The sequence below is a fragment of the Stenotrophomonas sp. Br8 genome (assembly GCF_014763005.1).
Classification (GTDB): Bacteria; Pseudomonadota; Gammaproteobacteria; order Xanthomonadales; family Xanthomonadaceae; genus Stenotrophomonas; species Stenotrophomonas lactitubi.
In genome coordinates this window covers 125,459-146,788 of record NZ_JACGTN010000006.1, presented here as the reverse complement: position 1 = coordinate 146,788, position 21,330 = coordinate 125,459, and the positions used below count along the sequence as shown (strand labels likewise).

General features: G+C 66.4%; 15 protein-coding genes and 1 tRNA gene. 13 read left to right on the top strand and 3 right to left on the bottom strand.

What is annotated here, in order from left to right:
• Positions 1-639: 639 nt before the first annotated feature.
• From H3005_RS06355 to H3005_RS06335, 6 genes are all read left to right on the top strand, one after another.
• Positions 640-987: a hypothetical protein gene (locus H3005_RS06355; protein WP_331273743.1), complete on the top strand. Its 348-nt coding sequence runs from the start codon at positions 640-642 to the stop codon at positions 985-987.
• 7 nt (positions 988-994) lie between these two features.
• Positions 995-1,099, top strand: a tRNA-OTHER gene (locus tag H3005_RS06350).
• Positions 1,100-1,231: 132 nt separating this feature from the next.
• Positions 1,232-1,693: a GNAT family N-acetyltransferase gene (locus H3005_RS06345; RefSeq protein ID WP_191077789.1), complete on the top strand. Its 462-nt coding sequence runs from the start codon at positions 1,232-1,234 to the stop codon at positions 1,691-1,693.
• Between the two features lie 507 nt (positions 1,694-2,200).
• Positions 2,201-3,487 (top strand): CshA/CshB family fibrillar adhesin-related protein, encoded by a 1,287-nt coding sequence (locus H3005_RS20905; RefSeq protein ID WP_223880086.1) that lies wholly within the window; start codon positions 2,201-2,203, stop codon positions 3,485-3,487.
• A gap of 17 nt (positions 3,488-3,504) precedes the next feature.
• On the top strand, positions 3,505-8,376 hold the full coding sequence (locus H3005_RS06340) for a hypothetical protein (RefSeq protein WP_331273742.1): 4,872 nt from the start codon (positions 3,505-3,507) through the stop codon (positions 8,374-8,376).
• Entirely contained in the window at positions 8,373-12,074 is a 3,702-nt protein-coding gene (locus H3005_RS06335) for a TonB-dependent receptor (RefSeq protein ID WP_191077788.1), read from the top strand. The genes H3005_RS06340 and H3005_RS06335 overlap by 4 nt, the downstream gene beginning before the upstream one ends.
• Positions 12,075-12,205: 131 nt before the next feature.
• Here H3005_RS06335 and H3005_RS06330 read toward each other — a convergent pair whose 3' ends face one another.
• Both H3005_RS06330 and H3005_RS06325 read right to left on the bottom strand, forming a co-directional pair.
• Complete coding sequence (locus H3005_RS06330) at positions 12,206-12,565, bottom strand: response regulator (RefSeq protein ID WP_089240789.1); 360 nt, start codon at positions 12,563-12,565, stop codon at positions 12,206-12,208.
• Positions 12,555-13,688, bottom strand: coding sequence for a PAS domain-containing sensor histidine kinase (locus tag H3005_RS06325; RefSeq protein WP_100554104.1), 1,134 nt, complete (start codon positions 13,686-13,688; stop codon positions 12,555-12,557). The genes H3005_RS06330 and H3005_RS06325 overlap by 11 nt, the downstream gene beginning before the upstream one ends.
• A gap of 178 nt (positions 13,689-13,866) precedes the next feature.
• Between H3005_RS06325 and H3005_RS06320 the strand changes: the two genes are divergently transcribed.
• The 5 genes from H3005_RS06320 to H3005_RS06300 all read left to right on the top strand — a co-directional run bounded on the left by H3005_RS06320 (position 13,867) and on the right by H3005_RS06300 (position 20,014).
• Positions 13,867-16,971: a response regulator gene (locus H3005_RS06320; protein ID WP_191077787.1), complete on the top strand. Its 3,105-nt coding sequence runs from the start codon at positions 13,867-13,869 to the stop codon at positions 16,969-16,971.
• Entirely contained in the window at positions 16,968-17,792 is an 825-nt protein-coding gene (locus tag H3005_RS06315; protein WP_100465185.1) for a CheR family methyltransferase, read from the top strand. Before H3005_RS06320 ends, H3005_RS06315 begins: the two co-directional genes overlap by 4 nt.
• Positions 17,792-18,367 carry a chemotaxis protein CheB gene (locus H3005_RS06310; protein ID WP_191077786.1) on the top strand — a complete coding sequence of 192 codons (576 nt, stop codon included), beginning with the start codon at positions 17,792-17,794 and terminating at the stop codon, positions 18,365-18,367. The genes H3005_RS06315 and H3005_RS06310 overlap by 1 nt, the downstream gene beginning before the upstream one ends.
• On the top strand, positions 18,364-19,503 hold the full coding sequence (locus H3005_RS06305; RefSeq protein ID WP_180166913.1) for a hybrid sensor histidine kinase/response regulator: 1,140 nt from the start codon (positions 18,364-18,366) through the stop codon (positions 19,501-19,503). The genes H3005_RS06310 and H3005_RS06305 overlap by 4 nt, the downstream gene beginning before the upstream one ends.
• Before the next feature lie 82 nt (positions 19,504-19,585).
• Entirely contained in the window at positions 19,586-20,014 is a 429-nt protein-coding gene (locus tag H3005_RS06300) for a BLUF domain-containing protein (protein ID WP_180166914.1), read from the top strand.
• Between the two features lie 3 nt (positions 20,015-20,017).
• Here H3005_RS06300 and H3005_RS06295 read toward each other — a convergent pair whose 3' ends face one another.
• Positions 20,018-20,305, bottom strand: coding sequence for a metalloregulator ArsR/SmtB family transcription factor (locus H3005_RS06295; protein ID WP_191077809.1), 288 nt, complete (start codon positions 20,303-20,305; stop codon positions 20,018-20,020).
• Between the two features lie 117 nt (positions 20,306-20,422).
• On the opposite strand from H3005_RS06295, the gene H3005_RS06290 reads away from it, so the two are divergent.
• Complete coding sequence (locus H3005_RS06290; RefSeq protein WP_191077785.1) at positions 20,423-20,860, top strand: YeeE/YedE thiosulfate transporter family protein; 438 nt, start codon at positions 20,423-20,425, stop codon at positions 20,858-20,860.
• Complete coding sequence (locus H3005_RS06285) at positions 20,857-21,270, top strand: DUF6691 family protein (protein ID WP_100552392.1); 414 nt, start codon at positions 20,857-20,859, stop codon at positions 21,268-21,270. The genes H3005_RS06290 and H3005_RS06285 overlap by 4 nt, the downstream gene beginning before the upstream one ends.
• Positions 21,271-21,330 lie beyond the last annotated feature (60 nt).

Genomic DNA, 21,330 nt, shown 5'->3' with positions numbered 1-21,330 from the left:
GGCACGAGCCAAGACCCTCTGGACCCCAATCCCCGTAGGTGTAGAGGCCGGAGGGTCCTTCCACTCCGCCTTGGCACGTGTTTGTCCACGAGACGATGTAAGGCGCGATACCCTCGGTATCTAGCAGGAGCACGCGGCCAGTTTGAACCCACTGGCCTGCGAAGGCATTTTGAGCAACGCCGGTTGACATGAGAAGAAGAGATGCGCACAGTAATCGGTGACGCAACGTTGGGCGGGCAGTTCTACGATCGTTTCGCTTCGAATTCACTTCCGTCTCTCCATGAGTAGGGTAGTGCTGCACAGCACGCGAACAATCTCAGTGCGCCGGGTGGCTAGCAATCAGATAATTGCCTATACGGCTGTAGGTCGATTCCTATGGCGAAGTGCGAGATGTGCTCTGTAGGCCAGTCTGAGCGGTTAAGACTGACGATTGAGCGAATCGCAGCGGTTGAGACGTCCGGCCGTACCCTTCCGGCCATGCTTCTATCGCACGGCTATCAAGGTTTCCGCTCAGCGCCACCACCCTCTGGTTGGGTCCAGATGGGGGGCGGCTGGTTGCTATGGTGGAGCGGTCGGCAGGTCGCGCATGTGTCGCCATCCCAGGATGGCGGTGCGCGCGTGCACATGGACGTCAGGAAGATGTGGCAGACCAAGGACGTGCGTGCGGCCAACATCCAGCAGGGCAAGCGCTATGCCGAGCGGTGGTGCGCGGCCAGGCTTTACCCCGAGCTGAAGCTGCGGAAAGCGGTAGCCCGGCTAGTGGACAGTACGCCCACCGAACTGCCGCCGCCGATACCCGGATTGCCACCCACCCCAGAGCAGCTGCAGCAGGTTCGGCGTCTGGCCGAGGCGGGCACAACGGAGCTGGAGCGGGTCAAAGAAGCGCTCGAGCCGCGCAAGCCGCCGGCAGCGACCAAGCCCGAGGCGAGGGATCCGCAGAAACCGCGGGTGAGGGCAGGGCTGCAGCAGCTGCGGCGGGGCGTTTGAGCGAAGTGGCCCCGAGCCGGTCCCCGGCCACCTCTAAGCTATTGATTAATAGATAGGTGGAAGGGCCCTCCTAAGGGGAAGGTCGCCCGTTCGAATCGGGCCGGGGTCACCACAGCCGATCGTGAAAGTCCTCATGGTTCCGGCTTGCAGGTGGCAGCGCGGATCGGGGCGGGTCACGGCCTGCCTTCTTTGCTGGTAGCTGCCCTGGGCTAGAGTGCGGAGTGACATCCCCTCGTCAATGATCATGTCCGAGCACCTGCAGCCTGTGCAGTCATTGCACTACGCGACCATCGCCAGCTGGCTTGATTCGGCCGCGGCCACCCAGCGATGGGCAGGGCCCGGCGTCGCATTTCCGCTGGCGCCGGATCGCTTGGCCCACGCCCTGGAACTGGAAGTCCGCCCTGGCTGGGTATTGCTGGACGCGCAGGACAACTGCCTTGGCTTCGGCCAGTACTGGCTGACCGGAGCGGATACCGCCCATCTCGGTCGCATCATTGTTTCTCCGCAGGCGCGCGGGCGTGGCCTTGGGCGTGTGCTGATGCAATCCTTGAGCAGGCAGGCGCTGAAGGAAGGCGTCCGGCGGCTGACACTGCGCGTGTATCGCGACAACGTGGCCGCGGTGGCCTTGTATCGCAACCTCGGATTCGTCGCGATTGAACAGGAATCTACGGCGGAGCTGCTGTTCATGGCCTGTCCCGCCGATTGAGCGGAGGGTGCCGGGCTCTGCACTCGCGGTGCACATCACCTGCACGCGCTGCTGCAGCCGGACTCGGCAGTCTGGTGGCGTCCCCAACGGTTGCCTAGGAGCGCCCCCATGAATACCCCCGGCACCCCCAAGCCTTCCTGGCGCCAGCGCAACGTGCTGCTGACCGTCGCTGCAGTGCTGCTGGTGATCGTGCTGATCCTGCTCTTCGTGCCCTGGTAGCAGCGCGGCGGCCGCCACGCGCGGCGCGATTCCCCTTCCACTTCAATGCCGCCGGTAGCCCATGGCCCGGCGGCATTTTTGTTGCGCGCGTCCACCAGGCATCTCGCCCGGGCTCCGAAAATGCGTGACGAATTGCCGGAAAGGGCGGTCGGGCTGCCGGATCCGTGCACGACGGCCGAGGGGGCGGTTGCTACAACTGTGCATGTGAGGCCGGGACGGAAATCGAAAGACCCCCGGGCTATCCACTGAGCAGCGGCCCTCGGCGGGCCGACGACGGGGAAAACAGACATGTGGCAGTCGACGACGTCGCGCATCAGCGCGGGCGGTGAATCCGTTCATCCTGGAAAAAGTGCACGCCCCGGCCGGACCGGACGATGCCTGGCCGCGGGCCTGCTGTTGCTGCTGTCGGCGATGCTGCCATCGCTGGCCTGGGCTGCAGCCTACGCGACCGGCGGCAGCAGCCCGTACCGCAACACCGTGCTGTGGCTGACCTGGGGTGGCGGCACCGACCTGGGCACGCACGGGGTGACGCTGAACAACGGGGACACGTCGTCGATTTCCATGCCGATCGCCTCCGGCATCGACCTCAACGTCACCTGCAGCCTGGCCAACATCAGCGGTGGTGGCCTCCTGCAGAGCTATCGTCCAGGCAATTTCAGCGGTGACAGTCTGGATGACCTGTACAACGTCGGTGGTACCGGCGGCGCCAATCAGCTGATCGCGGGGATATCGCGCAGCAGCGGTACATCGTCTTTCGAGATCAACTGCGTCTCGACGCTGGGCGGCACGCCCTACCGCCTGCGCGGCGTGGTGATGGCCGATGCCGAGTCGATCAACAACAGCGGCGAGTTCGTCGAGGCCACCGCGCGCGGTACCTGGAACGTGGTCGAAGTGCGCAAGAACGTCGGTGCTGGCCCATACAACGTCACCAAGTCGATGATCGGTGCGAACAGCGTGGTCCGCTTTGGACCAGGCAACGACAACAACACCGCTGCGGTCACCTTCCTCAATTTCGACAATGCCGCGCATGCGCCGGGCAGCTTTGCGGTGAACATGGGCTTTTCGATGCGCGGCAGCGGCACCACCGCCATCGCCATCGGCCTGCTGGTGCCGTACGCCGACTTCGGCGACGCGCCGCAGAGCTATGGCGATGCCATGCACGTGGTGGACGATCTGCAGTTCCGGCCAGATGGCCTGCCGGTCAACGCCACGCCCACCAACATCAATACCGCCGGCTATACACCGGGTGGTCTGGCACCGCCGCTGACCGACTTCCTCGGCACCGTTGGGCCCGATACCGAACAGCGCAGCAGCTACAGCGTCGATGCGAAGGGCGACGACAACTTCCCCGCAGGCAACCCCAACGAAGAAAACGCCTGGCCGACGACGTACGCGCTGACGGTGATGCAGGCCGGGACCCCAATCAATCAGTCGGTGGCGTGTGTGGGCACCGGCAGCGTGGCCGGCTGGATCGACTTCAACCGCAACGGCACATTCGACACGGGCGAGCGCAGCAACATCGCCACATGCAGTGGCGGCGGCGCCAATCTGAGCTGGACCGTGCCCACGCAGTAAGTGCGGGTACCAGTTACGTGCGCCTGCGCTATGCGACCAATGCGGCGCAGATCCAGCAACCGACCGGCGTGGCCGATGACGGTGAAGTGGAAGACCACCGGATCACCATCACCGCACCCGCGCTGAAGGTGGTGAAGGGCAACAATGCCACCGGCGGCATCTGGAACTACGGCCAGGCTGGCACCCAGTACACGCTGACGATCAGCAACACCACCAATGTGCCGACCGGCAATCCGCCGAACGTACCGGCAGGTGCGATCACCGTGCGTGACCAGCTGCCGGCCGGCATTGTGCCGAACTGGACCGGCACCCTGACCAGCGGCAGCTGGAGCTGTACTGCGAGCGGCCAGGCGGTGACCTGCACCAGCAGCCAGGTGTTGTCGGCAGCCGGCACCCCTGGTGACAGCAGCAGCTTCACCCTGCCTGTGATCGTGTCCGCATCGGCAAGCGGCCTGTTGCGCAACCACGCCAGCGTCGGTGGTGGCTACGATCCGTTCAACGGTGGCAATCCGCCCGCACCGGGCGAGGCCTGCACCGACGCCAACCACTGCACCCGCAGCGATGTGACCGTTCCGGTTACCCGGGTGAGCTATGCAAAGCGCTCCAACACCACCGGTCCGGTGGCGGTGGGGGCGACGGTGAGCTACACCGTCGATGTCACCATTGCCGACGGCAACAGCCGCGACGTGCTGACCCTGACCGATACCCTCGGCACCGGCCTGGACTTCGGCAGCGTGACCAATGCCGGCGCCTTTACCTGCAATGCAGCCAATCCGCTGGTGTGCACGCTGCCAGCGGGCACCGTGCCGGGCACCTACAGCCTGACCTATGCGGCCACCGTCAACGCGCAGGCCAGTGGCCAGGTGGTCAATGCGGTGGTGGGCACCGGTACCGATACTCCCACCTGCAGCAGCAACTGCACCACCACCACGCCGGTGGCGGCGCCGCGCATTTCGGTGTCCAAGGCCAGCGCTACGGCCGGCCCGGTCGCGGTGGGCGACAGCGTTGCCTACACAGTGAGCGTGGTCGTTGCCGATGCGCGCACCACCGCGGTGACCACGCTGACCGACACCCTGGGCACTGGCCTGGACTTCGGCAGCATGACCAATGCCGGCGGCTTTACCTGCGTGCCCGGCAATCCGCTGGTGTGCACGCTGCCAGCCGGCACCGTGCCGGGAACCTACGCGTTCTCGTATACCGGCATCGTCAATGCGCAGGCTGTTGGCCAGGTGCGCAATGCTGTTGTACCGAGCGGTCCTGACAATCCGACGTGTGTCGGCGCCTGTGATACCACCACGCCACTGGCCAGCCCGCAGGTGACCTACGCCAAGCAGGCCTCCACCGGTGGACCGGTGCGGGTGGGCGACAGCATCGGCTATACGCTCAGCGTGACCGTTGCACGTTCGCGCACCACCGATGTGGTCACCCTCACCGATACGCTGGGCAGCGGCCTCGATTTCAGCAGCGTGACCAGCGCGGGCATCTTTACCTGCAATGCGGCCAACCCGCTGGTGTGCACGCTGCCCGCCGGCACGGTTCCGGGTACCTACAGCCTGAGTTACACCGCCACGGTCAACGCGCAGGCCAGCGGCACGGTACGCAATGCCGTGCTCGGCACCGGCCCCGACACACCTTCGTGCACGACCAACTGCGATACCACCACACCGGTGGCGACGCCGGGCGTGAGCTATGCCAAGTCGGTGAACAGTGCCGGCCCCGTGTCGGTGGGTGACAGCCTGGCCTACACCTTGACCACGGTGGTAACCGACTCGCGCACCACCGACGTGGTGACGCTGACCGACACGCTGGGCATCGGCCTGGATTTCGGCAGCGTGACCAGTGCCGGCGCCTACACCTGCAATGCGGCCAACCCGTTGGTGTGCACATTGCCGGCCGGTACCGCACCGGGCAGCTACAGCCTGTCGTACACCGCCGTGGTCAACGCCCAGGCCACCGGCCAGGTGACCAATGCGGTGCTCGGCAGCGGCGGTGACAACCCGAGCTGCACCGTCAACTGCGATACCACTACGCCGGTGGCAGGCAGCCAGATCGATTACCGCAAGACCTCGGCCGCCGCCGGCCCGGTCAAGGTGGGTGACAGCATCGCCTACACCCTGACCACCGTGGTCAGCCGCTCGCGCACCACCACTGTGTTCAGCCTGACCGACAACATGGGGCAGGGCCTGGACTTCGGATCAGTCACCGCCAGCACCGGCTTCACCTGCAATGCGGCCAATCCGCTGGTGTGTACGTTGCCGGCCGCCACCGCACCGGGCACCTACACGGTCAACTACACCGCAACGGTGAATGCACAGGCCAAGGGCAGCGTCAGCAATGCCGTGCTTGGCAGCGGCACCGGTACCAATACCTGCACCACCGACTGCACCACCACCACGCCGGTGCTGGCGGCGACGGTCACCTACCGCAAGTCCTCCAGCACGGCATCGCCGGTCAACATGGGGGATGCAGTGGACTACAGCGTTGAGGTGGTGGTCGCCAACTCGCAGACCAGCGATGTGCTCACCCTCACCGATACCCTGGGTGCGGGCCTGGACCTGCAGTCGGTGACCCAGCCGGGTTCCTTTACCTGCAATGCCAGCAATCCGCTGGTATGCACGCTGCCTGCGGGAACCGCACCCGGCACCTACACGCTGGGCTATCGCGCGCTGGTCAATGCGCAGGCCAGTGGCAGCGTCCGCAACGCGGTGCTGGGCAGTGGTGGCGATACCCCGACCTGCATCGGCACCTGCAGTACCGAGCACGTGCTGGCCGAGCCGCGCGTGGTGCTGGAAAAGCTGTCCGGTCCCGCCAGTGGCAGTGAAGTGCGCCCGGGTGACCGGCTGCGCTATACCCTGCGGGCCACCGTCGAGCGTGCTTCGCTGCGGCAGCCGTTGCAACTGGTGGATACGCCCGACGCAGGCCTGAGCGTGGATACGCTGCCGGCCGGCTGCGCGCAGCAGGGGACCGACATCGTCTGCACGCTGCCGACCGGTACCCCGCTGGGACAGCATGAATTCGTCTACCAGGCCATCGTCAACCAGGAGGCACGCACCGAGGTGCTGAACCGACTGCGTGGCCAGTACCCGGATGGTTCGCCGCCGCCGGAGTGCACCACCTGCGAAACGCGGCACAAGGTGATTTCGGACTTCGCGCTGCGCATCACCAAGTCCGCCAACCCGCGCCTGGTGAAAGTCGGCGACCTGGTGCGCTACCAGTTGGTGGTCGAGAACGTCGGCAGCAGCCATTGGCGCGGCGGCGTGGTGGTCGATACACCGCCGCCGGGCTTCAGCTACGTGGATGGCTCGATGCGCGTGGCCGACGACGACGGCGCGTTCTCGCTGGGCGGCAGCCAGACCCCGCTGCGCATCGGCGCGGTCGACATTGCCGTGGGCCGCAGTGCCACCATCACCTACCTGCTGCGTGTCGGTGCGGGCGTGCGTGCCGGCAACCACATCAACCAGGCCGTGGCCACTGCCGATGACGGCACTCCGCTGTCGAACGTGGCGACCGCTGAAGTGCGCATGGACGCCGATCCGCTGCTGGAAGACAGCCTGGTGTTCGGCAGCGTGTTCGATGATCGTGATGGCGACGGCTGGCAGGACAGCGCGGAACTGACCGGTGTACGCGTGCAGGGCGGATTCGCGCCCGACGCTTACGTGCCGGGTTCGACAACGCTGGATCGTGGCGATGGCCCGCAGCCGTTGGCCGATGCCAGCGCGCCGCTGCTGCATGGCGTGCAGGTGGGCGTGGTGCATGGGCTTGCGTCTACCTCGGACACGGTCGAGAGCCACCAGGTGGTGATCCGCCAGCGTCTGCGCGAGCTGTCCTTCACCGATGATTTCGTGCTGGAAAGCGCACAGGGTCATCGCCTGCAGCTGGATGCGAAGGGTGTCACAACCGTGCAGCGCAGTGGCGAGGCGGCCAAGGGCCTGACCGCGGCCGAGCCGGTCGTGCATCGCGAGATCGCGCGGGTGGCCGAGGGCTATGAGGTTGCCTACGTGATCGGCAACCACGGCATCCAGGAGCAGGGCATTCCCGGCGTGCGCCTGGCCACGGTGGAGGGCCTGCTGATCGAGACCGATCCGTTCGGTCGTTACCACCTGGCCGATGTGCACGGTGGCGATGCGCGGTTGGGCCGCAACTTCATCGTCAAGCTGGATCCGGCAACGGTACCGGGTGGTTCCGAGCTGACCACCGAGAATCCGTTGCTGCGTCGGGTCACCCAGGGCGTGCCGACCCGCTTCAGCTTCGGCGTGCGCCTGCCGCCGTCGCCGCAGGCGGCTGCCGAGCGCGCCGAGCTGGCCTTGGGCGAGGTGTTGTTCGCCCCGGGCAGCAGCGAACTGCGCGCCAGCTATCGCCCGGTGTTGGCGAAGATGGCCGAGGTGGTCGATCGCTACCAGGGCGGTGACGTGGTGATTGCTGCCAACGGCGAAAGCCAGGCATTGGCCTTCGCCCGTGCGGTAGCCGTGCGTGATGCGCTGCAGGCCGAGGTGGCCGAAGGGTCGCGTGCTGGCCTGAGCGTGCAGCTGCGTACCGATGTGCGCGATCCGCACTCGCTGGTCGCTGGTGTCGATGCCGGTGGTGCGTTGCTGGGCAACGTGCTGTTCGACACCGACAAGGCGGTGATCCGCGAGGAGTTCAAGCCGCTGCTGGCTGTGATCGCCGCGCGCCTGGAGAACATGGGGGGCGGTCAGGTCAGCCTGGTCGGCCATACCGATGTGCGTGGCAGCCACGTCTACAACCAGGCGTTGGGCCTGCGCCGCGCCAACGCCGTGTTCGAAGCGCTGCGCGTCCAGCTCAGCCCCGCCGTGCAGCAACGTCTGCGTGTGCGCAACGAGGAGACCGCCGCCACCCGCGCGGCGGCCCGCCAACAGGAGGCCCGCCGATGAGCGCCCATCACTCTGTTGCCCGGCGTTCTGCCCGCCTGCACCGCGCTGTGTTGTACCAGGCGCTGCTGTTGGGCCTGGCAGCAACCGCGCAGGCGGCGCCACCGCCGGCCAACGCCGCGTCCAGCGACGCCGCGCCCATCCACTGCGAGAGCAACCAGTGCAGCGCCGACGGCGACCTGCTGTTCACCCTGCGCTCGCGCAGCTTCGATGAGCCGGTGACCGAAGGTACGTCGACGCGTTCGTCGTCTCAGGTACTGCAGCCGGACCGCCGCGTAAGCATCGCGCTGGATGAGCCGGGTAAGGCGGCCGTGCGTGGTGAGTTCATGATCCGCTTGCCGGAGGGCGGCGCGATCTGGGCCACCGAAGACCCCGCCATGGGCCAGCCCGAGCTGTCGATCTCGGCGCCGGGGATGGTGGCCTTCGACCAGGGCCGCATCGTGCGGCCGGTCGAATTCTTCGTGCGTGGCAACTACACCGCGTTCATCAAACGCCTGGAAGTGAGCATCTACCGCGGCAGCGACAGCGACCGGGTCGCGCCCCTGGCGACCTTTGAATTGCCGGTGGCTGCGGTCGGGCAGGGCAGTTGGGACGGTACGCTGCCGGCGTCCACGCCGCTGCGTCGTGGCGACCGCCTGGTCTATGTGCTGCGCGCGTACGATGCCGAAGGCAATGTCGATGAGACCTCGGCGCAGTCCATGCAGCTGGTGACGCTGGCCGAAGTGGAGCGTGGCAACCAGCAGCTGCGTGACGCCCTGGAAGATCGCCGCGGTACGGCCGTCGATGCCAATCAGGCCGCCTCGTTGTCGCTGCTGGAGCAGGTGTTCGACAGCAACGGCCTGCGTCAGCAGAACATTCCGGTGTACGGCTCGCGCGTGCGCCTGCGGGGTCGTGACCTGCCGCTTGGCGCGGCACTGAAGATCAACGGCGAAAGCTATCCGCTGGACCAGGACCGCAAATTCGCCGCCGAATACCTGATGCCTATCGGTCATCACGCGTTCGATGTGCGGGTCGAGCGCCCCGATGCACCAGCGATCGCGCGCACGCTGGAGGTGGATGTCAGCGGCCGCTATCTGTTCGGTGTCGGCCTGGCCGATGTCACGGTGTACCAGAACAAGGCCAGTGGTGCGGGCCGCGACGTCGCCCGTGGCGAGCGCGATGATGATGTGCTCAGTGATGGGCGGCTGGCGTTCTACCTGAAGGCCAAGACGCGCGGCCGCTATCTGCTGACGGCACAGGCCGATACGCAGAACCGGCCGTTGGACGAACTGTTCACCGGCTTCACCACCGCCGATCCGCAGGACCTGTTCCGCAGCCTGGACCCGGACCTGTATTACCCCACCTATGGCGACGATTCGCTGACCCAGCGTGACGTCGACAGCATGGGCCGCTTCTACCTGCGCATGGACTGGGACAAGAACCAGGCACTGTGGGGCAACTACAACACCGGTCTGAGCGGTACCGAATACGCCCAGTACGTGCGTTCGCTGTACGGTGCTGCGCTGTCGTGGCGTTCGCGCGGCGCCAATGCATGGGGCGATGCGCAGACCGAACTGCGCCTGTTCGGCTCGCAGGCCGAGACCGCGCCGGGCCACAGCGAGTTCATCGGCACCGGCGGCAGCCTGTACTACCTGCGCCACGCCAGCATCCTGCGCGGCTCGGACCAGGTGGTACTGGAAATCCGTGACCGCACCACCGGCCGTGTCGAGCAGCGGGTGTCGCTGGTGCGCGGTGCCGACTACGAGATCGACGCACTGCAGGGACGCATCCTGCTGACCCGGCCACTGGCCCAGGTCAGCCGCGAGAACCTGCGCCGGATCAGCCGCGACGTGCCGCTGGACGGCTACGAGCAGCGCCTGATCGTCGACTACGAATGGGTACCGACCGGCTTCGACAATGACGACATCACCGCCGGCGTGCGTGGCAAGCACTGGTTCGGCGATCACGTGGCGGTGGGGGCTACCTATGTGGACGAACAGCGCGCCGGGCAGGACTATTCGCTGCGCGGTGCGGACCTGACCCTGCAGGCCGGGCGTGGCACCTACCTGAAGGTCGAGCACAGCCGCAGCGAGGCGACCAGTGCGCCGGTGTTCTTCTCCGACAACGGTGGCCTGAGCTTCACCCGCCTCAACCCCGAGGGGCAGCGCGAAGGCGAGGCGACGGCGGTGGAGGCACGGGTGAACCTGCGCGAGCTGGGCTGGACCCAGCGCGACTGGAGTGCCGGTGCCTGGTGGCGGCAGGTCGAGGGAGGCTATTCGGTGGGCCGCTTCGATACCGGCCAGCGCGTGCGTGAGCAGGGCGCCGAGCTGCTGGGCTACGTGACCGACGATTTCAGCCTGTATGCGCGATACAGCGAAGCGCGGCGCGGCAATGAATCGTTGATCCAGGCCCAGGCCACCGTCGAGTGGCGGATCGGCGACAACGACCGCGTGTCGGCCGAGCTGCGCCGGGTGCAGGAAGACCGCGGCATCGGCAGCAATGCCGGTGTGCTGGCGGCAGCGCGCTACACCCATCGCATCGGTACCGCGCTGGACCTCTATGGTGGCGGCCAGCTGACCGTCGATGACGATCATGGCCGCTACGCGGACAATGATGCGGTGGTCGCCGGTGGCACCTACACCTTCGCCAACCTGTCCACGATCGGTGCCGAGGTCAGTGATGGTGATCGTGGCAGCGCCGCGCAGGTCAATGCCGAGTACAAGTTGACCCCACAGCACAGTTTCTATGGTGCGTTCACCCAGTCCACCGACCGCAGCGAGTACGACCCGCTGTTCAGCCCGAACGCGCAGGATGGCTGGACGCTGGGCCAGCGCTGGCGCCTGTCTGACCAGGTCAACGTGTTCAATGAGAGCCAGTTCCTGAAATCCGGCGAGGAATCGGGCCTGGCCAACACCTTCGGCATGGATTTCTATCCGGCGGTGGGCTGGAACGCGGGCTTCACCCTCAGCGATGGCAAGCTGGATGCGAGCAGTGGCCAGGTCGACCGCAAGGCCATCAGCCTGTCCGGTGGCCGTACGTCGCCGGGTACCGAGTGGCAGAGCAAGGTGGAGTGGCGTCGTGACACCGGTGCGGAGCGGCGCACGCAATGGGTCAGCACCAATCGCCTCAGCCATCGTCTCAATGACAGCTGGCGGATTGCCGCGCGGTTCAACTACGCCGACACCGACGATGCGATCAACCCGGTGGCCGGTGCACGCTTCATCGAAGGCAATCTCGGCTTCGCCTACCGCCCCTGGGACAATGATCGCTGGGCGTTGTTCGGCCGTTACAGCTATCTGTACGACCTGTCGACGATGGGCCAGGTCAACGGCGTGGACTACGACCAGCGGACCCAGGTGCTGTCGCTGGAGGGCGTGTACCGCATCGACCAGCGCTGGGAAGTAGCGGCCAAGCTGGCCCGCCGCGAAGGCGAGGTGCGCTATGGTCGCGGCACCGGCCCGTGGTTCGATTCAGCGACGAACTTCGGTGCCGCGCAGCTGCGCTATGACCTGTACTACCAATGGCATGGCCTGCTGGAGTACCGCCTGCTGGACGTACGCGATGGCGGTCGCCGGCAGGGTTGGCTGGCCGGTGTGGACCGCGATGTCGGCCGCAACTTCCGGGTCGGCGTGGGCTACAACTTCACCGACTTCAGTGACGACCTGACCAAGTTCGACTACACGCACCGCGGCTGGTACCTCAACCTGGTGGGTCGCTATTAATGACAGGGCAACGCCAGACCATGCCTGCCAAGCCCTCGGCGGACACTACGGGTGGTGCCAGGCCATGCCTGGCAAAACAGCAACGTCGCTACCCAGTAGTGCCAGGCCATGCCTGGCAAAACAGCGGTCCCTCACTCCTGCTTGAGCAGCTCCACCAGCTGCCGCAACCGGTAAGGCTTGGGCAGGAATTCCACCTGCTCGGGCAGCGGCGGCAACTGCGAGCGCGCATAGCCGGAAGACAGAATCATCCGCGCCTGCGGCTGGTCCCGCGCCACATGCTCGCTCAGCTCGATGCCCGACATGCCGTTGGGCATGCTGATGTCACTGAACACCACATCGAAACGCGCGCCACCCTGCAGCAGGGCGACTGCTTCCTGCGCATCCGCCGTGGTCGCCACGTCGATGCCGAAGTCGCGCAGGGCCAGGCCGATCATCTCGCGCAGATCGGTCTGGTCCTCCACCATCAATACGCGGATTGGATCATCGGTCATGTGCGGGGTCCTCGGTTGCAGGGAGCAGCAGGCTGACCGTGGTGCCGACACCGGGCGTGGTGGACACATCAACGAAGCCGCCACTCTGGGTGGTGAATCCGAACACCTGGCTCAGGCCCAGACCGCTGCCCTTGCCGATGTCCTTGGTGGTGAAGAAAGGCTCGGTCGCACGCTCGGCGATGTCCGGGGCCATGCCATGGCCCTCATCGCAGACGCTCAACGTCACATAGGTCCGTTGCCGGGATGTGTCGGCGTCGGGGTCCATGCGGTGTTCCAGCGCGGTGGCGATCAGCACCCGGCCGTCGCCAACCGTGGCGTCCGCAGCGTTGCCGACCAGGTTGGTGAGCGCTGTCTGCAGCTGCACGGTGTCGCTGAGTATCGCAGGCAGGCCGGCAGCCAGCGCGGTTTCCAGGGTGACGCCAGCAGGGCAGGTGGCCTGCAGGGCGGGCAACCAGTCGCGGATCCGCGCATTGATGTCCAGCGTTTCACGGATCAGGGTCTGCCCGGTGCTGAAGGCCAGCAGCTGCCGGGTCAGCAGCGCACCACGATCGCTGGCCGCCTGCGCGGTGGTCAACAGGGCGTTGGCGCGTTCATCATCCCCCATGCGTGCGGACAGCAGGTCCAGCGCATTGACGATGGTGGTCAGCAGGTTGTTGAACTCATGGGCCAGGCCGCGGCTGAGCTGCCCGACCGTCTCGAACTGCTGGGTCTGGCGCAGCGCTCGCTGCGCGTCGCGCAGGAGCCGTTGCGCCTGCCACTGTTCAGTGATGTCGCGGGTGATCTTGACGAAGCCCACCAGTTCACCGTTCTCGAGCACCGATTCGATGACCACGCTGGCACGGAACGGAGAACCGTCACGGCGCACCCGCCAACCTTCGGCGGCATGGTGCCCGCTTTCCGCCGCCAGTCGCAGCAGGTGCTGCGGCTCGCCGGCATCGCGATCGGCCGGCAGGTAGAAGCGTCCGAAATGGGTACCGATGACTTCTTCCGAGCGATAGCCCTTGATGCGCTCCGCGCCGGGGTTCCAGCTGCAGACGATGCCATCAGGGTCGAGCAGGTACAGCGCATGGTCGCGCACGCTGTCGATCAGCAATCGCAGCTGTCGGGAAGGGTCCGTCAGCACGGACGGCGTCGAAGCGGCAGCGACCACGATGAAATGCGTATTACCTGTGTGAGGCACGAGAACGTAGGCAGTGGAGTGTGAAGAAGATGTGCACGCAACGCCCGTGCCATAGGTCGTATGCGGCTGAATGCGACACGGAGTAACATCAGCCCCCTTTTCCAATGTGGAACCGACCTGCATGCGTCCTGGTGCGACTACGCGTGACCGCTGGATCTGGATGACCTCGGCGGTGCTGGTGACGGCGACGGCCGCGCTGGAACTGGTGGTGCCGCTGGGCTATGCCGTATGGCTGGCTTATTTCATGGCCATCGGCGTCACTGTGTTCCAGCGCAGCGCCCGGGTGCCGTTCGTGGTGGCCGTCAGCGCCTGCGTGCTGCTGGCGGTGGGCTACAACGTGGCGCCGGCCAGTACCAATTCGTCCTTCTCGTTCGTCAACCGGACCATCGGCGGCGCCGCTTTCCTGATGATCGCGCTGATCGCATCGCGTGCGATCCAGGCGCGGCGCGAAGCCATGCGCGCGCTGTGGCTGCAGGAAGCTGAGAACGCAGTGGCGCTTGGTCTGCGCGGCGAGCTGGCACCGGAACAGATCGCCGAGGCGGCGGTGACGGCACTGGCAACCCACCTGCGTGCGGACGTTGGAGCGCTCTATCGACTGGATGGAGGCCGCCTGCAGCTGACCGGTGGACTGGCGTTGCCGACCGGCATCCCGGCGACGCTGGGCCTGCAGGAAGGGGTGGCAGGGCAGGTGGCCCGCGACCAGCTGGCGCGGCACCTGCAGGGTGGCGACGCGACCACGCTGGAGCTGCAGACGAGCCTGGGACGTGTGCCTGTGCGCGAGCGCATCCTCGCCCCGATCAGCAGTGACGGTGCCGTGGTCGGTGTGATCGAGCTCGGTCGCTCGGTTGTGGGTGAGCAGCGCGCGCTGGATGACGAACTGTTGGAGCGCTGCGCCGAAACGATCGGCATGGCACTGCGTACCTCGATGCTGCGCGGGCAGCTGATGGTGCTGCTGGAGGAGTCGCAGCGCCAGGGCGAAGAGCTGCAGGCACAGCAGGAAGAGCTGCGCGTGGCCAACGAAGAGCTGGAAGAGCAGAGCCGCAGCCTGATGCAGTCGCAGAGCCATCTGGAACAGCAGCAGGCCGAGCTGGAGCAGAGCAATGTGCAGCTGGAAGAGCGCACCCACGAGCTGGAGTCGCAGAAGCAGGCGCTGCTGGTCGCGCAGGGCCAGCTGGTGCGCAACAGCAACGAACTGGCCGCCACCTCACGCTACAAGTCCGAGTTCCTGGCCAACATGTCGCACGAACTGCGCACGCCGCTGAACAGTTCGCTGATCCTGGCCAAGCTGCTGGCCGACAACAAGGACGGCGCGCTCAGCGACGAGCAGGTGAAGTACGCCCGCGCCATCCTCTCCTCCAACAACGACCTGCTGGCGCTGATCAACGACATCCTCGATCTGTCGCGCATCGAAGCGGGGCACGTCGAACTGGCCGATGAAGTGGTGGTGGTCGACAGCGTGCTGCAGCGGCTGCGTGAGACCTTCGAGCCGATGGCGCGGCAGAAGGGTCTGACGCTGCAGATCGAGGCCGATGGCCTGGCCCCCAGCCAACTGGTGGCCGACAACCAGCGCCTGCAGCAGATCCTGAAGAATCTTCTGGCCAATGCGGTCAAGTTCACCGAGCACGGCAAGGTCAGCCTGCACGTTCGCAGCGGCGGCAATGGCCGTATCCGATTCGAGGTCTCCGACAGTGGCATCGGCATCGCACGCGACCAGCTGCAGCTGATCTTCGAAGCGTTCCGACAGGCCGATGGCAGCACCCGCCGCCGTTACGGTGGCACCGGCCTGGGTCTGTCGATCTCGCGTGACCTCGCGGTACGCATGGGCGGTGATATCCAGGTGGACAGCGAGCCGGGCCGCGGCAGCTGCTTCATTCTCGAACTGCCTCTGCAGGGCGCACCGATGGCCGAGGCCGCCGCAGACGCCGCAGTGGCCGTGCCCGTTCCCATGCAGCGGGCTCCCGCCGCGACGGTGGCACCTGCACCATTGGCCCAGCGCTCCAGCGCCACTCCGGTCGCCGCGGTGGCCGATGACCGTGGCCGGCGCCACCACGCAGGGCGGTTGATCCTGGCCGTGGAAGATGATGCGGTCTTCGCCGAAGCGCTGGTGACGCTGGCGCACGAACTCGATTTCGACTGCGTGGTAGCCACCACCGCCGAAGAGGCGTTGGCGCTGGCGGCGGACCTGCGCCCCAACGGCATCCTGCTGGACATCGGCCTGCCCGACGTCTCCGGCCTGACCGTGCTCGAACGGCTCAAGCGCAATCCCGATACCCGGCACATTCCGGTGCACGTGGTCTCCGGCATGGACCGCAGCCAGGTGGCGCGCGAGCTGGGTGCGATCGGTTTCGCGATCAAGCCGACCACGCGCGAGCGGCTGGTGGCGGCCATCGAACAGCTTGAACAGACCAGCCAGCGCGACGTACGGCGCCTGCTGATCGTGGAGGATGACAACGACCTGCGCCGCAACCTGGAACTGCTGCTGGGCCGCGATCAGCTGCAGATCGCCGCTGTCGGCACGCTTGCCGCAGCGGTGGAACAGCTGAGCACGGTCACCTTCGACTGCATGGTGATGGACCTGTCGCTGCCCGACGGCAGTGGCTACGACCTGCTTGAGCACATGGCGGGCAACGATGACGTCGGCTTCCCGCCGGTCATCGTCTACACCGGCCGTGCCCTCAGCCGCGAGGAAGAGCAGCGCCTGCGCCGCTACTCCAAGAGCATCATCATCAAGGGCGCGCGTTCGCCCGAGCGCCTGCTCGACGAGGTGACGCTGTTCCTGCACAGCGTGGAGGCCAACCTGCCCAGCGACCAGCAGCGCCTGCTGCGCGAAGCGCGCCGCCGCGACACCGTGCTCGACGGACGCACCGTGCTGCTGGCCGAGGACGATGTGCGCAACATCTTCGCGCTGTCCAGCGTGCTGGAGCCGCTGGGGGTGACGCTGGAGATCGCCCGCAACGGCCAGGAGGCCGTTGATCGGCTGGCCCAGCGTGAGGTGGACCTGGTGCTGATGGACATCATGATGCCGGAGAAGGATGGCCTGCAGGCGATGCGCGAGATCCGCGCGCAGCGCCACCTGCAGGACCTGCCGATCATCGCGCTGACCGCCAAGGCCATGCCCGACGACCGTGAGCGCTGCCTGCAGGCCGGTGCCAACGACTACATCGCCAAACCCATCGACGTGGACAAGCTGGTATCGCTGTGCCGGGTCTGGTGCTCGCGGCAATGAACGAGCAGGCGCTGTTCGACCTGGAGCTGAAGGTACTGCTGGAAGCGCTGTACCAGCGCTACCACTACGACTTCCGCAGCTACGCGGTGTCCTCGCTGCGCCGTCGCGTCAGCCAGGCCATGCAGCGCTACGAGTGCGAGCGCCTGTCGGATCTGCAGCATCGGCTTCTGCATGAGCCGGAGCTGTTCGCCCAGGCCATGCAGTTCTTCACCGTGCAGGTCTCGGAGATGTTCCGTGACCCGGAGTATTTCCGGCAGATGCGCGAACAGGTGGTGCCGGTGCTGCGCACCTACCCCTCGGTGAAGCTGTGGGTGGCCGGCTGCAGTACCGGCGAGGAAGTGTGGTCGCTGGCGATCCTGCTGCATGAGGAAGGACTGCTTGAGCGCAGCATCGTCTACGCCACCGATATCAACCCCGCGGCACTGGCCACGGCCGAGGCCGGTGCCTACGGCATTGACCGCCTGGCGCAGTTCAGCCGGAACTACCTTGCCGCTGGCGGCACCGGTTCACTGTCGGACTATTACACCACCGCCTACGACGGCGCGGTCTTCGACCGCCAGTTGCGCCGCAATGTGGTGTTCGCCGATCACAGCCTGGCCACCGACACGGTGTTTTCAGAAGTGCACCTGGTGTCCTGCCGCAATGTGCTGATCTATTTCAACCGCGACCTGCAGGATCGGGCGGTGGGATTGTTCCGCGAAGCACTGGTGCATCGCGGCTTCCTCGGCCTGGGCAGCAAGGAATCGCTGCAGTTCGGTCGCCATCACGATGCGTTCGAAGCCTGTTCGCGGGAGCACCGCCTGTACCGGAAGGTGGCCTGATGGTGGCGATGTTCCGCCCTGAAGTAGTAGTGGTCGGCGCATCGGCCGGTGGCGTGGCCGCCCTGCAGATCGTGCTTGGCGCGTTGCCGGCCTCCCTGCCGGTGCCGGTACTGGTGGTGCTGCACCTGCCGCGCGACCGTTCCAGCCGCATCGCCGATGTGCTGGCACCGTACTGCGCGCTGACCGTGCGCGAAGCGGAGGACAAGCAGCCGCTGCAGGCGGGAACGGTGACGTTCGCGCCGCCGGATTACCACCTGTTGGTGGAAGACACGCAGGCCATCGCACTGTCGATGGACGATCCGGTGCTGTTCTCGCGGCCGGCCATCGATCCGCTGTTCGAATCCGCCGCAGCCGTGTTCGGCACGCGTGTGCTGGCGATCCTGCTGACCGGTGCCAGCAGCGATGGCAGTGATGGCGTGGCCGCGGTGCGCACCGCTGGTGGCCAGGCCTGGCTGCAATGCCCCGAGGAGGCCGAAGCATCGATGATGCCGGCCTCCGCCCTGCAGCATGCCGGCGCCGACGCCGTGCTGCCCCTTGAACTGATGTGTCGCCGCCTGAAGGAGTTGTTTGCATGAACCTGCTGCCGCCGGACCCTGCCCAGTCGCAGGCCCCGGTCAACCTGCTGATCGTCGACGACGTGCCGCAGAACCTGGTGGCCATGGAGGCGCTGCTGCGCCGCGAGGGCGTCAACCTGCTGCTGGCCGATTCCGGCGCCCAGGCGCTGGAACTGCTGCTGGAGCACGAGGTGGCGCTGGCGCTGCTGGACGTGCACATGCCGGAGATCGATGGTTTCATGCTGGCCGAGCTGATGCGCGGCTCGCAGCGCAGCCGCGACGTGCCGATCATCTTCCTGACCGCCTCGCCGGACGATCCGCACAGGGTCTTCAAGGGCTACGGGACCGGCGCGGTGGATTTCCTGCACAAGCCGGTGGCGCCGCAGGTGATCCTCAGCAAGGTCAATGTGTTCATCGAGCTCTACCAGCAGCGACAGCTGCTGAAGGCACGCAACGAGGCGCTGGAGCGCGCGTTGAAGCTCAACGAGACCATGGCCGCGGTGCTGACCCACGACCTGCGCACGCCGCTGTCGGCCATCCTGCTGTGCGCCGACAAGCTGTCGCTGGAGCTGCCGGCCGACAATGCCGGCGCGCAGCAGACACTGAGCTATCTGGAAGCCAGCACGCTGCGGATGGCGCGCATGGTCGAGCAGTTGCTGGACTTCTCGCGGATCCGAAGTGGTGGCCTGCGCCTGCAGACCGGTACCTGCGACCTGGCCGAGGTGACGCGTGCGGTGCTGGTGGAGGCCGGTGCCGGTCATCGGGCTGATCGCATCGCACTGGATGTGCGCGGTGATTCGACCTTGCAGGGCGACATGGATCGTTTGGGGCAGATCATCGCCAACCTGGTCGGCAACGCACTCACCCATGGCGCTGATGCAGTGGTGCAGGTGCAGGTCGATGGCGGCGATGCACGCGTGGTCGCGCTGCGCGTAAGCAACGCCGGCCATGTCGATGAAGCATTGCTGCCGCGTTTGTTCGAGCCGTTCAAGGCAAGCTTCCACCAGAGCAACGGCTTGGGGCTGGGCCTGTACATCGTTGACCAGTTCGTGCGTGCCCATGGTGGACAGCTGAGCGCGCGCAACGACGCAGGACAGGTGGTGTTCGAGGCACTGCTGCCGCGCCGCGCCGATGGACGCAGCCCGGCCGTTTCCTGAATTCTTCAGCTGACGCGTGAGCGTACTGAGACGGACGCGTCCGCAACTGCTACCGTGGCACCACTCTTGCAAAGGAAGCTCCATGCCACTGCGTGCCATCGCCTACGTCAGCCAGTCCAAGCCGGATCTTTCTGCCGAACGTCTGCAGGCGCTGGTCGAAGATGCCGCGCGCTTCAACAAGGTGGCAGGGGTGACCGGCGTGTTGCTGAATGACGGCGAGCGCTTCCTGCAGTACATCGAAGGTCCACCCGATGGCATCGATTCGGTGTATGAGCGCATCCTGCAGGCTGGCAGTCATGTCGACATCGTCGAGCTCGCGCGCGGCCGGGTTGGCCAGCGTCAGTTTCCGTACTGGGCGATGCGCGTGTTGCCGGTGGACGCTGCGCTGCTGCGCCAGCTTTCCGCAGGGGACTGGGCGGGGTTCGCCCGTACGGTGAACGGTGACAGTGCACTGTTTACCGCGGTGGATCTGTTGACCGAGGTCGTGCGGCCGGCGCTCAGCGCGGGCTGATCGCTAGCGCTGCGGAGTGCAGTACGCCGCGTGCAATGCCTGCAGTACCCCCAGCGCCGGACCGTCCAGCAGCCGATAGTGCAGTGTCTGTGCCTGCCGTCGCGTTGCCACCACATCCAGATTGCGCAGCACGGCCAGATGCTGTGACAGCGCCGATGCGCTCAGGCCGGTCACCGCCTGCAGTTCCGGCACCGGTGCTTCGCCTTCCACCAGACGACACAACACACGCAGTCGCGCCGGGTGGGCCAGCGATTTCAGCAGGGCGGCCGCCTGTGCGGCATGCGCGGCCATCGCGGCACTGTCGGTGGTGATGCTGGGCACGGATTGACCCGATAGTTCAGGAAAGTCTAATTTAGGGAAATCTAAATTAAAGGGCAAGCCGATGCGCGCGATACAGAGGGGCAGGACGTGAACCTGCCATGGGCGGCAATTGCAGGCGGCGGCCTGATCGGTACGTCGGCAGTGGTGCTGCTGGCCACGCTCGGTCGGGTGGCCGGCATCAGCGGCATCACTGCAGGCGCCGTGGCCGCACCACGTGGTGATCGTGGCTGGCGCTGGGCCTTCCTGCTCGGACTGATGGTGGCTGCGGCGGCGGTGCTGAGCTGGCAGGCGGGCGCGGGACAACCACCGCGCGTGTTGTTGCGTGACGCACTGCCGGCCTGGCAATTGATCGCTGCCGGTGTGCTGGTGGGCTTCGGTACGCGGCTGGGCAATGGCTGCACCAGCGGCCACGGTGTCTGTGGGCTCGCCCGTGGTTCACGACGATCGCTGGTGGCGGTGCTGGTGTTCATGGCCTGCGCGATGCTCACCACGTTCCTGGTGCGCCACGGCGGAGGCCTGTCATGAGCCGCAGCCTGTGGGCCGCATGTGCTGCCGGTGGCCTGTTCGGCGCCGGCCTCGCGCTGGCCGGCATGACCGACCCGCGTCGCGTGCTCGGTTTCCTCGATGTGGCCGGCGACTTCGATCCCACGCTGGCCTGGGTACTGGCGTCGGCACTGCTGGTCAGTGCACTGGGTCAGTTCTGGCTGCGGCGGTGGCACCGCCCATGCTGCGCCGAGCGCTTCCAGCTGCCGGCAGCGCAGGCGGTCGATAAGCGGTTGCTGCTGGGCGCGGCAGTGTTCGGCATCGGCTGGGGCTGGGTCGGGTATTGCCCGGGGCCCGCGCTGGCCGCGTTGGCGGTGAGGGCGCGCGAAGCGTTGTGGTTCGTGCCGGCGATGGCGGGTGGTTTCTGGCTGCATGACCGCTGGCTGCGCTGAGGTTTCACGTTTGCCTCACCGGTGCAGGGTTCAGATCACTTTTCCCGGGGAAAGGAGCAT

Bases quoted from the DNA above. Each gene is read 5' to 3' on its own strand.
- H3005_RS06355 (WP_331273743.1), top strand. From the start codon at position 640: ATGTGGCAGACCAAGGACGTGCGTGCGGCCAACATCCAGCAGGGCAAG.
- H3005_RS06345 (WP_191077789.1), top strand. From the start codon at position 1,232: ATGTCCGAGCACCTGCAGCCTGTGCAGTCATTGCACTACGCGACCATC.
- H3005_RS20905 (WP_223880086.1), top strand. From the start codon at position 2,201: ATGTGGCAGTCGACGACGTCGCGCATCAGCGCGGGCGGTGAATCCGTT.
- H3005_RS06335 (WP_191077788.1), top strand. From the start codon at position 8,373: ATGAGCGCCCATCACTCTGTTGCCCGGCGTTCTGCCCGCCTGCACCGC.
- H3005_RS06330 (WP_089240789.1), bottom strand. From the start codon at position 12,565: ATGACCGATGATCCAATCCGCGTATTGATGGTGGAGGACCAGACCGAT.
- H3005_RS06320 (WP_191077787.1), top strand. From the start codon at position 13,867: ATGCGTCCTGGTGCGACTACGCGTGACCGCTGGATCTGGATGACCTCG.
- H3005_RS06315 (WP_100465185.1), top strand. From the start codon at position 16,968: ATGAACGAGCAGGCGCTGTTCGACCTGGAGCTGAAGGTACTGCTGGAA.
- H3005_RS06310 (WP_191077786.1), top strand. From the start codon at position 17,792: ATGGTGGCGATGTTCCGCCCTGAAGTAGTAGTGGTCGGCGCATCGGCC.
- H3005_RS06305 (WP_180166913.1), top strand. From the start codon at position 18,364: ATGAACCTGCTGCCGCCGGACCCTGCCCAGTCGCAGGCCCCGGTCAAC.
- H3005_RS06300 (WP_180166914.1), top strand. From the start codon at position 19,586: ATGCCACTGCGTGCCATCGCCTACGTCAGCCAGTCCAAGCCGGATCTT.
- H3005_RS06295 (WP_191077809.1), bottom strand. From the start codon at position 20,305: ATGGCCGCGCATGCCGCACAGGCGGCCGCCCTGCTGAAATCGCTGGCC.
- H3005_RS06285 (WP_100552392.1), top strand. From the start codon at position 20,857: ATGAGCCGCAGCCTGTGGGCCGCATGTGCTGCCGGTGGCCTGTTCGGC.